This is a genomic window from Streptomyces sp. NPDC045678, from assembly GCF_056432085.1.
On the sequence record NZ_JBWKJS010000005.1, the window covers coordinates 457,614 to 469,835 of the forward strand.

Sequence of the window (12,222 nt, forward strand, 5' to 3'; positions counted from 1 at the left end):
CTCACAGCCAGTATCCGTACTAGTGGACCCCCCAACAGGGCACTATGACGGGGTGGCCCCCACCAGGTCGATGTCCGTAGGAACCGTCTCGCCGGGCCCGGCGAGGCGGACCGCCCGCGCGCTCGGCCGCGCCCTGCACCTCCCCTTCACCGGCACCGCCCGCGGCATCCGCAAGGCCACGCACGCCCACGGAGCGGGCGAGTCGGGCCTCGGCAAGCTCATCGAGCTGCACGCCGTGAACGGCGCCGGCGACGTCATGATCACCGTCGCGCTCGCCTCGACCGTGTTCTTCTCGGTGCCGACGGACGAGGCCCGCGGCCGCGTCGCGCTGTACCTGGCGATCACGATGGCGCCGTTCACGCTCCTCGCCCCCGTCATCGGCCCGCTCCTGGACCGCCTCCCGCACGGCCGCCGCGCCGCGATGGCGGGCGCGATGCTGGCACGGGCCCTGCTCGCGCTCGTCCTGTCGGGCGCGGTCGTGTCGGGCAGCGTGGAGCTGTACCCGGCGGCGCTGGGCGTGCTGGTCGCGTCGAAGGCGTACGGGGTGGTGCGAAGCGCGGTCGTGCCACGCCTCCTTCCACCGGGGTTCTCCCTGGTCAAGGCCAATTCCCGGGTCACGCTCGGCGGCCTGCTCGCCACGGCCGTCGCGGCGCCGATGGGCGCGGGGCTCCAGGCGGTCGGCCCGCGGTGGCCGCTGTTCGGCGCCTTCGTGATCTTCGTCTCGGGGATGATCCTGTCGTTCTCGCTGCCGCACAAGGTGGACTCGTCGAAGGGCGAGAGCAAGGCGCTGCTCGCCGCCGACGAGGAGCACCTGCATCTGCACGCCCGCGCCGAGGCGGCCTCCGACACGTCCCGCAAACGGCGCCTCGGGCTGCGTACGGTCGGGCCGGCCGTCACCCACGCCCTGGCCGCGAACGCGTCGCTGCGCTGCCTGTCGGGCTTCCTCATCTTCTTCCTGGCGTTCCTGCTGCGGGAGCATCCGCTGGCCGGGCAGAGCGCGGCGGTGTCGCTCGGCATCGTGGGGGTGTCGGCGGGCGCGGGCAACGCGCTGGGCACGGCCGTCGGCGCCTGGCTGAAGTCGCGGGCCCCGGAGCTGATCATCGTGACGGTGGTCGGGGTGGTGCTCGGCGTGGCGATCACGTCCGCGGTGTTCTTCGGGGCGGTGGGCGTCGCCTGTCTCGGCGCCTGCGCGGGCTTCGCGCAGGCCCTCTCCAAGCTGTCCCTGGACGCGCTGCTGCAGCGGGACGTCCCGGAGCAGGTCCGCACGTCCGCGTTCGCCCGTTCCGAGACGCTGCTCCAGATGGCCTGGGTGGTCGGCGGCGGCATCGGCATCGCGCTGCCGCTGATCGGCGCGCTGGGGCTCTCGGTGGCGGCGGTGATCGTGGCGGTGGGCTGGCTGTCGACCGTACGGGGCCTGCTCGCGTCGTCCCGCCGGACGGGCCCCCGCCCCCGGGTCCTCTGACCCCGCCACGCCGCCGCCCCGCCCCGGACGGCACGCCCATGCCCCCCGCGTAACAGCACCCCCCGGCGCGCCCGATAGCCTTCGCCCATGACCTCCCTGCTCCGCGGCGGAGCCGCGAATGTGAACAGCGCGGCGCGCCGCCGCCGCACCGCGGCCGCTCTTGGCGCCGTCTCCGCCGGACTCCTCGTCCTCTCGGCCTGCGACAAGCCGACGCCGCTCGCCACCGTCACCGTCGGCAGCGACTCGGTGAACACCGAGGCCTCCTGCTACAACGACGGCAAGGAGCTCGAGGAGGCACAGATCAAGTCCTGCCTCCAGGACAAGGACGTCAAGTCCGTGAAGATCGACCCGGACGAGAAGGTCCGCTTCGGTGTCGACCCGGAGATGGCCGAGAAGGGCTGGACGCTGCTGATGAACGGTCAGCCGCTGACCGAGGCCAGCAAGAAGACGTACGTCGTCATCCCGGGCAGCGTCTTCTTCAACCAGCAGTACGGCGGTGGCGGCAAGAAGTCGACCGTCAGCCTCCTCGAGGGCGGCAAGGGCTCGGAGTCCAAGGCGACGGGCCTGTGGTCGTTCAAGTTCGAGAAGGACTCCTGACCTGACCTCGCACGCCGCGCCCGCCCCGCGCGTCCTCGTCGCCACCGCCGTCCCGGCCGAACGGGACGCGGTGGCCGGGGCGCAGGCACCGCGGGCACCGGAAGGGACGTCGGTCGACGTCCTCGCCGTCGGCGTCGGCCCCGCGGCCGCCGCGGCGGGCACGGCGACCGCACTCGCCCGTGCCGTCGCCGAGGGGCGGCCCTACACCCTCGTCGTGTCGGCGGGCATCGGCGGCGGCTTCCCGCCCGACGCCCCCGTCGGCTCCCTCGTCGTCGCCGACGAGATCACCGTCGCCGACCTGGGCGCCGAGACCCCCGAAGGGTTCGCGCCCGTCACCGAGCTGGGCTTCGGCGCGGTCACCCACCGTCCGCCGCCGTCCCTCGTACGGGAACTCGCCGACGCCTGCGGTGCCGCGACCGGCACCGTCCTCACCGTCTCCACCGTGACCGGCTCCGCCGAGCGCGCCGCCGCCCTGCGGCTGCGGCACCCCCGCGCCCTGGCCGAGGCGATGGAGGGTTTCGGTGTCGCCGAGGCCGCTGCGCTGCACGGACTGCCCGTCATCGAGGTTCGCGCCGTCTCCAACCCCGTCGGCCCGCGCGACCGTGCGGCCTGGCGGATCGGCGACGCGCTGTCCGCGCTGAGCGACGCGTTCGGGAAGTTCGCGCCGGTACTGAGGAGTTGCACCACACATGACCGATAGCCCCACCGGCCCCCAGAGCCTCGTCGACCCCCTCGACCGCCCGCTGCGCGTCGCGTACTCGCCCTGCCCCAACGACACGTTCGTCTTCGACGCGTGGGCGCACGGCCGGGTGCCGGGCGCGCCCGCCCTCGACGTCACGTTCGCCGACATCGACATCACGAACGGCATCGCGGAGCGCGCCGCGTCCGCCGCCGAGACGTCCGACCTGGACGTCCTGAAGGTGTCGTACGCCGTCCTGCCGTACGTCCTCGACACGTACGCGCTGCTGCCCTGCGGCGGGGCGCTCGGCCGTGGCTGCGGGCCGCTCGTCCTGACCCGGGAGGCGGGCGTCGACCTGACCGGCAAGACGGTCGCCGTGCCGAGCGAGAAGTCGACGGCGTACCTGCTCTTCCGTCTCTGGGCCGCGGACACGCTGCCCGGCGGCGTCGGCGAGATCGTGGTGCTGCCCTTCGACCAGATCATGCCCGCGGTGCGCGACGGCAGGGTCGACGCGGGCCTGGTCATCCACGAGGCGCGCTTCACGTATCAGAACTACGGTCTGCACTGCCTCGCCGACATGGGCGAGCATTGGGAGTCCACGACGGGCCTGCCGATCCCGCTGGGCGCGATCATCGCGAAGCGGTCGCTGGGCGCGGAGCGGCTGCGCTCCCTCGCCGACGCCGCCCGCGCCTCGGTGCGGATGGCGTGGGACGACCCCGAGGCCTCGCGTCCGTACGTCCTGGAGCACGCCCAGGAGATGGACCCGGCGGTGGCGGACCAGCACATCGGGCTTTACGTGAACGAGTTCACGGCCGACCTCGGCGAGAACGGTTACGCGGCGGTCCGCGGGCTGCTGACCCGCGCCGCGGCCGAGGGACTCGTACCGCCCCTCGGTCCGGACGCTCTGTCGTTTCCCTAGCGGGACTCGAGAGCCTGTCTTCGAGCCCGGGGCGGTCTCGCCCCGGGTCTCCGCTCTACACGTCCAGCTGGTCCGCGACCGCCCGCAGGAGGCCCGCGATCTTCGCGCCGGACGCCTTGTCGGGGTAGCGGCCCTTTTCCAGCATGGGCGTGATGTTCTCGAGCAGGGTCGTCAAATCCTGGACGATCGACGCCAGTTCATCCGGTTTCCGCCGCTGCGCGGCCGCGACGGACGGGGTGGGATCGAGAATCGCCACGGAAAGGGCCTGGTCACCGCGTTGTCCCGCGACCACGCCGAATTCGACGCGCTGGCCCGGCTTGAGTGTGTCGACACCGGCGGGCAGTACTGAGGAATGCACGAAGACGTCGCCGCCGTCGTCGCGGGAGAGAAAGCCGAAGCCCTTCTCGCTGTTGAACCACTTGACCTTGCCGGTAGGCACGTGAAGTCCTCGTCCTCGTACTCGTCTGTGCCGGTCCCGCCCGTCGGGAACGACGGAGCGAAAACGGCTCTGGATAGCACTACAGCGGGTCGCCCGACCCGCCAGGAACCAAGACTATTGGTCCGTGGTCCTGTGACAAGACGTCCCCGGATTCTTCCTTCGCGCTGGGAACTACCCTGGTCGGGTGCGTGACAAAACCCAAGCGAATTCCAGCGGGCCGGGCGACGGAATGGTCCGGACCGGAGCAATCGTCTTCTTCGTCGGAGCCGTGGCCACACTGGTCACGGTGGCCCCGCTGTTCCTGGGCACCGATCCCTTTCCTTCCATCGCGTACGCGGTGTGCATGCTGATGGGCGTCGGGTTCCTCATCGCGGGGATCGGGGTGCTGCGCGGCATCGCCTTCCAGCGACGGCAGGCCAGGGCCGGCACTAGCTGACGGCCCGCCCCGCCACGAACGCGTCGAGCCACGCCGGGAACTCCGCCAGTCCGCCGAGGACGACGTCGGCGCCCGCCGCGCGCAGTTCCGCTGCGTCGCACGGGCCGGTCGCCACCGCCACGGAGAGCGCGCCCGCCGTACGCGCGCCGCGTACATCGCCGGTGTGGTCCCCGACGTACACCGTCGCGCCGTGCTCGCGCAGCGCCTCCGCCTTCGCCTCCGCCCAGAGCCGGCCGATGACGGCGTCGGCCTCGATGCCGAGGTGCGACAGGTGCAGCTTCGCGTTGGGCTCGTGCTTGGCGGTCACCACGATCGCGCGCCCGCCGTGCGCGTGCACCGCCGCCACGGCCTCACGGGCGCCGGTCATCGCGAGGGTCGGCTCGATGGCGTGTGTGGTGTAGATCTCGCGGTAGAGGTCCCCCGTCTCCCTGATCTTCTCCTCGGGGAACCAGTTCCGCAGCTCCTCCTCCAGCGGCGGGCCGAGCCGCGTGACCGCCAGGTCGGCGTCGACGTACGTCCCCGTCCTCGCGGTAAGCGCCTGATAGGCGGCCTTGATACCGGGCCGGGAGTCGATCAGGGTCATGTCGAGGTCGAAGCCGACGGTCAGCGTGTGTGAGCTCATGCGCCCCATTGTGCCGAGGGCGGGCCCCCCGCCCGCCCCTAGACTTAGCCCACCCTTACCTCCCGGTGAAACGAGCCCAGCCGATGTCTGTGCCCGTCCGACGCGCCACCGTCCTGACGGCGGCCGTCGTGGCCCTGCTCCTCGCCGTCCTGCTCAGCCTCGCCGTCGGTGCCCGCGCCATCGCGCCGTCCGCCGTGCTCGACGCGCTGCTGCACGGCGGGCACGGCGACTCCGCCGAGGTGATACGCGAGATGCGGGTGCCCCGCACCGTGACCGGCGTCCTCGTCGGCGCCTCCCTCGCGCTGGCCGGCACCGCCCTGCAAGGCATCACCCGCAACCCCATCGCCGACCCCGGCATCCTCGGCATCAGCCAGGGCGCCTCCGTCGCCGTCGTCCTCGCCATCGCCTACGCCGGAGTCCACACCCTCACCGGATACGTCTGGTGGGCGTTCGCCGGCGCCGGGCTCGCGTCCGTCGCCGTCTACGCCATCGCGTCCGGTGGCCGGGGCGGCGCGACCCCCGTGAAGCTCGCGCTGGGCGGCGCCGCCATCAACGCGCTGCTCGTCTCCGTCACCACCGGCGTCCTCACCACCAAGGCGTCCGCGCTCGACGAGTTCCGGTTCTGGCAGGTCGGCTCGCTCTCCGGCCGCGACGCCGACATCGTCGGCCGGATCTGGCCGTTCCTGCTCGTGGGCCTCCTGCTCGTCCTCGCGGTCGCCCGCGGCCTGGACGCGCTCGCGCTCGGCGAGGACGTCGCGAAGGGCATCGGCCAGAACGTCGCCGCGGTACGGATCGTCGGCGGGCTCGGCGCGACCGTCCTCACCGCGGCGGGCGTGGCCGCCGCGGGCCCCATCGCCTTCATCGGCCTGGCCGTCCCGCACATCGCCCGCGCCCTCATCGGCGGCGACCACCGCTGGGTGCTGCCGCTGGCCGCGCTCATCGGGCCCGTGATGCTGCTGGTCTCCGACACCGTCGGGCGGATCGTCTTCCCGCCGAGCGAGGTGCCTGCCGGGGTGATGACCGCGCTCATCGGGGTGCCGTTCCTCGTGACGCTCGTCCGCCGCAAGGCGGTTGCGGCATGAGCGCCGTCGCCCCGGCCCGGGTCCGGCCCGCCGGTTACGCGGTGCTCCGTGTGCGCCGCGCCGCCTTCCTCGTGCACCGCAGGGCCGCCGCCGTCGCCGTGGCCCTCGCGGTGCTGCTCGCGGCGAGCTGTCTCGCGTACCTCTGTGTCGGCGAGTCCTTCGTCCGGCCCGTCGAGGTCCTGAAGGTCGTCCTCGGGCGGCCCTCCGCCGACGAGCTGGTCGTCGGCACGCTCCGCGAACCCCGCATGGTGGTGGGCCTGTTGGTCGGCGCCGCGTTCGGGGTGGCGGGCGCGCTCATCCAGACCGTCGCCCGCAACCCCCTCGCCAGCCCCGACATCATCGGCATCAGCCACGGCGCGAGCGCGCTGACCGTCGGCGCGATGACTCTCGGCGTCACCTCGTACACGGTCCTGCCCTACCTGTCCGTGCTCGGCGGGATCGCCGCGGCCGCCCTCGTGTACGTCTTCGCGTGGCGCGGCAGCCTGCACGCCACCCGCTTCGTCCTCATCGGCATCGGCTTCGCCATCGCCCTGCGCTCCGTGACGACGCTCTTCATGACCAAGGGCGACTACCTCATCGCCCAGCAGGCGCAGATCTGGATGACGGGCTCCCTGAACGGCCGCGGCTGGGCCGAGGCGAACCCGCTCGGCCTGACCCTGCTCGTACTGCTCCCCTTCGTCCTGTGGGCGGCCCGCGCCCAGCGCGCGGCAGGCCTGGACGACGACACGGCGACGGCCCTCGGCACACGTCTCGGTCACGTACGCCTCGGGCTCGTCCTGCTCGGCGTCGTCCTCGCCTCGGTGGCGACCGGCGCCGCGGGCCCCGTCGACTTCGTGGCGCTCCTCGCCCCGCAGACCGCCCGCAGGCTGACCCGCACCGCGCAGCTCCCGCTGCTGTGCTCGGCGCTGCTCGGCGCGCTGATCGTCGTCCTCGCCGACCTGCTGGCCCGGCGGCTGTTCTCCCCCACCGAGCTGCCCGTCGGCGTCCTCACCGCGGCCGTCGGAGCGCCCTACCTGATCTGGCTCATCGTCCGCACAGGAGGCACGCCGTGACCGCCGCCCGCCTTTCGGCCCGCGAGCTGACCCTCGCCTACGAGGACCGCACGGTCGTCGACCGCCTCGACCTCGCGATCCCCGACGGCAGGGTCACCGTGATCGTCGGCCCCAACGCCTGCGGCAAGTCCACGACGCTGCGGGCCCTCGGCCGTCTCCTCAAGCCGAGGAGCGGTGCCGTCCTCCTCGACGGCGCGTCCCTCGCCACGCTCCCCACCAAGAGGATCGCCCAGCAGATCGGGCTGCTCCCGCAGACACCCGTGGCGCCCGAGGCGATCACCGTCGCCGACCTCGTGGCACGCGGCCGCCAGCCGCACCAGCGCTGGTGGCAGCAGTGGTCCGACGCGGACGAGAAGGCGGTGACGGAGGCGATGGAACGCACCGACGTCGTCCCGCTCGCCGATCGCCCCGTCGACGAGCTGTCGGGCGGCCAGCGCCAGCGCGTGTGGATCGCGATGGCCCTCGCCCAGGACACCGGCCTGCTCCTCCTCGACGAGCCGACCACCTACCTGGACATCGCCCACCAGGTGGAAGTCCTCGATCTGGTACGCCAGTTGAACCACGAACGCGGCCGCACGATCGTGGTCGTCCTGCACGACCTGAACCAGGCGGCGCGCTACGCCGACCACCTCGTCGCCATGAGGGCGGGCGAGGTCGTCGCGGAGGGCGCGCCCGCGAAGATCGTCACCGAGGAGCTCGTGCGCGAGGTCTTCGGCCTGGAGTGCGTGGTGGTCCCCGACCCCGTGACCGGCTCCCCGCTGGTCGTCCCCGGGGCGCCGTGGTCCGCGTCGGCTCCCCTCCCCTCCCCGTCCCCCTCCCGTCCCGCCTGACCCCATGAAAGGCGTCCCCATGCCCCGCTCCCGCGCCCCCCGGTCCCGATTCCGCGGCTCCCTCCACCGCCGCGCGCTCCTCACCGGCTCGCTGGCCCTCACCGGCACGCTGGCGCTGACCGCCTGCGGCTCCTCGGACTCCGGTGACACGGCCGCGGGCTCCGGCGAGACCCACACGGTGAAGACGGCCATGGGCGACGTGAAGGTGCCCGTGAACCCGCGCCGCGTCGTCGTCCTCGACACCGCCGAACTGGACTCCGCGATCACCCTCGGTGTGAAACCGGTCGGCTCCACGCACGTCGAGGCGTCGTCCGGGTTCCTGGGCTACCTGCCGAAGGACAAGGTCAGCGGCATCAAGGACGTCGGCGAGATGATGACGCCGAACATGGAGGCCATCGCCGCGCTGAAGCCCGACCTCATCCTGACGTCGAAGATCCGGCACGCCGCCAAGTACGACCAGCTCAAGGCGATCGCGCCGACCGTCATGACGGAGACGACCGGCTACCCCTGGAAGGAGAACTTCCAGGTGCACGCCGACGCGCTCGGCAAGCGGGCCGAGGCGAAGAAGGTCGTCGCCGACTACACGGCACACACCAAGAAGGTCACCGCCGCCATCGGCGGCCCCGCGAAGGCCGAGCAGACCGAGGTCAACGTCCTGCGCTTCATCGAGGGCGCCGACATCCGCCTCTACGGCGACCGCAGCTACATCGCGACCCTCCTCAAGGACGTCGGCCTCGGCCGCGCCCCGATCTCCGCGAAGGCCAAGGACGGCTTCTCCTACGACTTGTCCCCCGAGAAGATCGACCTCGCGGACACGGACGTCATCTTCCGCTCCACGTACGGCGATCCGAAGAAGTCCAAGGAGACGCGGACCGTGGGCAGCGGCCTGTGGAAGAACATGAAGGCGGTGAAGTCCGGCAACGTCCACACCGTCGACGACGAGCTGTGGATCCAGGGCATCGGCTACACCGCCGCGGACCGGATCCTGGACGAGCTGCGGGCCGACCTGGCGGAGAGGGAGTAGCGGCGCGGCTGTTCACGGCCGTTGCCGCTGCGACCTCCACAGCAGGAACAGCGCGGAGGCGACGGCCGCCCCCCGCACCACCCACGGCCAGGTGTCGGCGATGGCGTCGCTCATGTGACCCTCCCTGATCGGGTCGCCCCAGCGGCCTTCGCTCCGCCCCCAGAGCCAGGTGATCCCGGCCGCCACCGCGAGAGTCGGCAGCCCGATCACGGCGAACTTCACCTCGGCGCGGGTGAGCCTGCGGGAGGCGTAGGCGATGAGCCAGCCGACGACGAGGACCACGAGGTTGCCGAGGACCGCGCCGACGGTGAGGAGCGCGGCGGCGAGCAGGAGCAGCGGGTTGCTGAACGTCGGCCCCGCGCCGTCGGAGGCCCGTGCCCGGGGCAGTCGCCACCGGCGCCGTCCCGGCTCCTCCGCCGCTTCCTCGTACGCGGTCTCCTCCTCGTCCTCTGTCTCCTCCTCGGCCTCCTCGTCGCGGGCCTTCTTGGCGCCCGCTTCGGGCGGGGGCTTGAGGAGTTCGGGGATCTCGATGCCGCCGACGAAGCCGGGGACACTGTCGGCGTGGCCGAACGGGCTGCTGTCCACGCGCCACCAGTCGGGCTGGGAGCCACTGGGCCCCAGCTCGTCGATGCCCGCGAGGTGGGGTGGCGCGGCGCCCTCGAAGAGGTCGGGCGGGTGGCCGGGGGCGGGGATCCGGGACGCCTCCGGGGAGGCCGGGACCTCCGGCGCTTTTGCCGCTCCCGGTGTCTTTCTGGTGGCGCGGCGGGGCTTCGGTACGCGCAGGGCGCGCGGTTTCGCCGGTACGTCGCCCGGTGCCGGGCCCGACGTGAGCCCCGGCGTGTGTCCCGGCACGTCCCCCGGTACGTCCCCCGAGGTGCCGCCCGCCGCCTCCACGATCTCTTCCGGGGTGCCGAGGCGGGCGAGAATGCGGCGGACGGAGGCCGGATTGTCGCCGACGGCCTTGTCCCTGCCCCGGTCGATCCGGTTCCGCAGGTCGGCGACCAGCCGCATCCGGTCACCGGACGGCAACTGCCGCTGCTGGGCCAGGTCTCCGACCCGGCTCAGATAGTCGTAGACCAGCTGATCGCTCTCGATCCCCACGAAGTCCCCTCCGGGGCGGCCGCCTTGACGCGCCGCGGTTGTACCCAGCGCTCTCGACGGTACCTCCTCCGGAGGCCCTAGGGGTCGGCCTCCGCCCTAAGGCGTAGGGGCTCCGCCGCAGGTTGCACCCCAGACCGAGGGGCGGGTTGCACCGCAGGCCGATGTGCGGGGGGCGCGTGAAAACCATCATGGACACATGAGCGCAACCACCTTCACCCCCGCGTCCGCCCATTCGTCCGCCGACCCCGGCGCCGTGCAGCACGGCGCCCCGCACCCGCGCGGCATCGGCGGTGCCCTGCGCGCCGCCAAGGTCCTCGTGAGCGCCGCGTTCGGCGTCGTCGTGCTCGGCGAGTTCGCCGAGGAAGCGGGCGTACGACCCCGCTGACACGCCCCCGGCCGGGCACACCCGCCCGTCCACCACCGCCCACGGCCCGCCGTCCACTAAAGTCACGCCGTGACAACACGGATCGTGACGGCACGTCCACTCCCCGCAGCCTGTGTGCTGCTCGCGGTCTCCCTCACCGCTCTGGCCGGTCTCTGCGTCGTCCAGCACGTCCCGATGGCCGACACCCTGGTCTACCGGGCCGAGGGCGCCGCCGTCGCCAACGGCAGCGACCTGTACGGATTCACCGTCACCGAGTGGGAACTGCCCGCCACCTACCCGCCGTTCGCCGCGATCCTCTTCGTACCGACCACCTGGCTGCCGCTCGGCGCCCTGAAGACCGGCTTCCTCGTCGGCAACGTCGCCCTCCTCGCCCTCCTGGTCCGCCTCTCCTGCAAGCCGGTCGGCCTCCCCGTCCGCGCGCCGTTCCTCTGCGCCGCGACCGCCCTCGCCCTGTGGCTCGAACCCGTCTTCCAGACCGTCCTGTTCGGCCAGATCAACCTCGCGCTCGCCTGCCTGGTCCTGTGGGACCTCACCCGGCCGCCCGGCGCCGTCGGCAAGGGATTCGCCGTCGGTGTCGCGGCCGGGATCAAGCTGACGCCCGCGGTGTTCGTCGGCTACCTCCTGCTGCGGGGGCGCGTCCGCGAGGCGGCCGTCGCGTTCGCCGGGTTCGCGGGCACCGTGCTGCTCGGCGCGCTGGTGCTGCCCGCCGCGAGCGTCGACTTCTGGACGCGACGGCTCTTCGAGACGGACCGGGTCGGCAAGGCGTGGATCGTCGACAACCAGTCGCTGCAGGGCCTGGTCGCGCGGCTCCTGCACGACGCGGAGCCGGGCGCGGCCTGGGCGGTCCCGGCGGCCGTGACGGCCGCCGTCGGCCTGTGGCTGGTCCGTCGCGCGCCCGACGAGCCGCGCGCGCTGCTCCTGGCCGCGTTCACGGCCCTGCTGGTCTCCCCGATCAGCTGGTCGCACCACTGGGTGTGGTGCGTGCCGCTCCTGGCCGTCCTGACCGCCGGGCGCCGCCCGTACCTCGCGGCCGCGGTGGCCCTCCTCTTCACGGCCCGCACGTTCTGGCTGCTCCCGCACCGGGGCGACCTGGACCTCCACCTGGCGTGGTGGCAGCAGGCACTGGCATCCCCGTACGCGCTGCTCGCACTGGCACTGCCACCGATGTTGAGTACGTACCTGAGTACGCGGACCGAGGTGCCGGCCCCGCGCCCGCGGGTTGACTCGCTCCATGCACAACGACCCCGAGACGGAGTCCCGCCACGAGTGGGCCGCCCGTAACGCCGCCCACGCCGCCGCGCACCCCGTCCCGCCCCCGTCCCGCGTCCTCGGCCTGGCCCTGGCGACGCCGGTCGTGCTGCTGCTCCTCACGCTCGGCTGGTACGTGGTCGCCCTCGACGCGGAGCTCGGCGACGCCTCCTCGCAGGCCCACCAGGACGTGGTGGCCCGCTACGTCCTCGCGACGCTCGGCGGCGTCGGCTGCCTGACGGCGGGCTGGCTCACGCCGCGCGGCTCGCGCGCGGCGTGGCTGCGGACGGCGTTCGCCCTGATGTCGGTCCTGGTGATCCCGGCGGCGATGCTCGCGGGCGCCTGA

General features: G+C 72.9%; 15 protein-coding genes. 12 read left to right on the forward strand and 3 right to left on the reverse strand.

Features of this window, described 5'->3' with window-relative positions; all coding sequences use genetic code 11:
• Positions 1-70: 70 nt before the first annotated feature.
• The 4 genes from AC07DO_RS20130 (at position 71) to AC07DO_RS20145 (ending at position 3,657) form a co-directional block, all read left to right on the forward strand.
• Positions 71-1,462: an MFS transporter gene (locus tag AC07DO_RS20130; RefSeq protein WP_479061619.1), complete on the forward strand. Its 1,392-nt coding sequence runs from the start codon at positions 71-73 to the stop codon at positions 1,460-1,462.
• Positions 1,463-1,549: 87 nt separating this feature from the next.
• A complete protein-coding gene (locus tag AC07DO_RS20135; protein ID WP_150217794.1) occupies positions 1,550-2,059 on the forward strand; it encodes a DUF2771 domain-containing protein in 510 nt (169 codons plus the stop codon).
• A gap of 70 nt (positions 2,060-2,129) precedes the next feature.
• On the forward strand, positions 2,130-2,759 hold the full coding sequence (locus tag AC07DO_RS20140) for a futalosine hydrolase (protein ID WP_479061293.1): 630 nt from the start codon (positions 2,130-2,132) through the stop codon (positions 2,757-2,759).
• Positions 2,749-3,657, forward strand: a complete 909-nt coding sequence (locus AC07DO_RS20145; protein WP_479061294.1) for a 1,4-dihydroxy-6-naphthoate synthase — start codon at positions 2,749-2,751, stop codon at positions 3,655-3,657. Before AC07DO_RS20140 ends, AC07DO_RS20145 begins: the two co-directional genes overlap by 11 nt.
• Before the next feature lie 55 nt (positions 3,658-3,712).
• Here the strand turns inward: AC07DO_RS20145 and AC07DO_RS20150 are convergent, their stop codons facing one another.
• Complete coding sequence (locus AC07DO_RS20150; RefSeq protein ID WP_076685560.1) at positions 3,713-4,096, reverse strand: cold-shock protein; 384 nt, start codon at positions 4,094-4,096, stop codon at positions 3,713-3,715.
• Between the two features lie 184 nt (positions 4,097-4,280).
• Between AC07DO_RS20150 and AC07DO_RS20155 the strand changes: the two genes are divergently transcribed.
• The gene (locus AC07DO_RS20155; RefSeq protein WP_479061296.1) at positions 4,281-4,532 is read left to right on the forward strand and encodes a hypothetical protein; all 252 of its coding nucleotides are present in this window, start codon (positions 4,281-4,283) and stop codon (positions 4,530-4,532) included.
• On the opposite strand, the gene AC07DO_RS20160 is transcribed toward AC07DO_RS20155, so the two are convergent.
• A complete protein-coding gene (locus AC07DO_RS20160; protein ID WP_479061297.1) occupies positions 4,525-5,154 on the reverse strand; it encodes an HAD family hydrolase in 630 nt (209 codons plus the stop codon). The genes AC07DO_RS20155 and AC07DO_RS20160 overlap by 8 nt on opposite strands.
• Before the next feature lie 83 nt (positions 5,155-5,237).
• Here AC07DO_RS20160 and AC07DO_RS20165 point away from each other — a divergent pair, with 83 nt between their 5' ends.
• Genes AC07DO_RS20165 through AC07DO_RS20180 form a run of 4 tightly spaced genes read left to right on the forward strand, consistent with a single transcriptional unit; the run spans position 5,238 to position 9,142 of the window.
• Positions 5,238-6,236 carry a FecCD family ABC transporter permease gene (locus AC07DO_RS20165; protein ID WP_479061298.1) on the forward strand — a complete coding sequence of 333 codons (999 nt, stop codon included), beginning with the start codon at positions 5,238-5,240 and terminating at the stop codon, positions 6,234-6,236.
• Positions 6,233-7,288, forward strand: coding sequence for a FecCD family ABC transporter permease (locus AC07DO_RS20170; protein ID WP_479061299.1), 1,056 nt, complete (start codon positions 6,233-6,235; stop codon positions 7,286-7,288). Before AC07DO_RS20165 ends, AC07DO_RS20170 begins: the two co-directional genes overlap by 4 nt.
• Positions 7,285-8,118: an ABC transporter ATP-binding protein gene (locus AC07DO_RS20175; protein WP_479061301.1), complete on the forward strand. Its 834-nt coding sequence runs from the start codon at positions 7,285-7,287 to the stop codon at positions 8,116-8,118. The genes AC07DO_RS20170 and AC07DO_RS20175 overlap by 4 nt, the downstream gene beginning before the upstream one ends.
• A gap of 19 nt (positions 8,119-8,137) precedes the next feature.
• Positions 8,138-9,142 (forward strand): ABC transporter substrate-binding protein, encoded by a 1,005-nt coding sequence (locus AC07DO_RS20180; protein ID WP_479061303.1) that lies wholly within the window; start codon positions 8,138-8,140, stop codon positions 9,140-9,142.
• Between the two features lie 12 nt (positions 9,143-9,154).
• Here the strand turns inward: AC07DO_RS20180 and AC07DO_RS20185 are convergent, their stop codons facing one another.
• Positions 9,155-10,243: a hypothetical protein gene (locus AC07DO_RS20185; protein WP_479061305.1), complete on the reverse strand. Its 1,089-nt coding sequence runs from the start codon at positions 10,241-10,243 to the stop codon at positions 9,155-9,157.
• 196 nt (positions 10,244-10,439) lie between these two features.
• On the opposite strand from AC07DO_RS20185, the gene AC07DO_RS20190 reads away from it, so the two are divergent.
• The 3 genes from AC07DO_RS20190 to AC07DO_RS20200 all read left to right on the forward strand — a co-directional run bounded on the left by AC07DO_RS20190 (position 10,440) and on the right by AC07DO_RS20200 (position 12,222).
• Positions 10,440-10,628: a hypothetical protein gene (locus tag AC07DO_RS20190; RefSeq protein ID WP_479061306.1), complete on the forward strand. Its 189-nt coding sequence runs from the start codon at positions 10,440-10,442 to the stop codon at positions 10,626-10,628.
• 117 nt (positions 10,629-10,745) lie between these two features.
• A complete protein-coding gene (locus AC07DO_RS20195) occupies positions 10,746-11,909 on the forward strand; it encodes a glycosyltransferase 87 family protein (protein ID WP_479061621.1) in 1,164 nt (387 codons plus the stop codon).
• Positions 11,860-12,222, forward strand: a complete 363-nt coding sequence (locus tag AC07DO_RS20200) for a hypothetical protein (RefSeq protein ID WP_479061308.1) — start codon at positions 11,860-11,862, stop codon at positions 12,220-12,222. The genes AC07DO_RS20195 and AC07DO_RS20200 overlap by 50 nt, the downstream gene beginning before the upstream one ends.

Coding starts and splice junctions, on each gene's coding strand:
- AC07DO_RS20170 (WP_479061299.1), top strand. CDS start 6,233: ATGAGCGCCGTCGCCCCGGCCCGGGTCCGGCCCGCCGGTTACGCGGTG.
- AC07DO_RS20160 (WP_479061297.1), bottom strand. CDS start 5,154: ATGAGCTCACACACGCTGACCGTCGGCTTCGACCTCGACATGACCCTG.
- AC07DO_RS20180 (WP_479061303.1), top strand. CDS start 8,138: ATGCCCCGCTCCCGCGCCCCCCGGTCCCGATTCCGCGGCTCCCTCCAC.
- AC07DO_RS20135 (WP_150217794.1), top strand. CDS start 1,550: ATGACCTCCCTGCTCCGCGGCGGAGCCGCGAATGTGAACAGCGCGGCG.
- AC07DO_RS20200 (WP_479061308.1), top strand. CDS start 11,860: ATGCACAACGACCCCGAGACGGAGTCCCGCCACGAGTGGGCCGCCCGT.
- AC07DO_RS20145 (WP_479061294.1), top strand. CDS start 2,749: ATGACCGATAGCCCCACCGGCCCCCAGAGCCTCGTCGACCCCCTCGAC.
- AC07DO_RS20130 (WP_479061619.1), top strand. CDS start 71: ATGTCCGTAGGAACCGTCTCGCCGGGCCCGGCGAGGCGGACCGCCCGC.
- AC07DO_RS20165 (WP_479061298.1), top strand. CDS start 5,238: ATGTCTGTGCCCGTCCGACGCGCCACCGTCCTGACGGCGGCCGTCGTG.
- AC07DO_RS20190 (WP_479061306.1), top strand. CDS start 10,440: ATGAGCGCAACCACCTTCACCCCCGCGTCCGCCCATTCGTCCGCCGAC.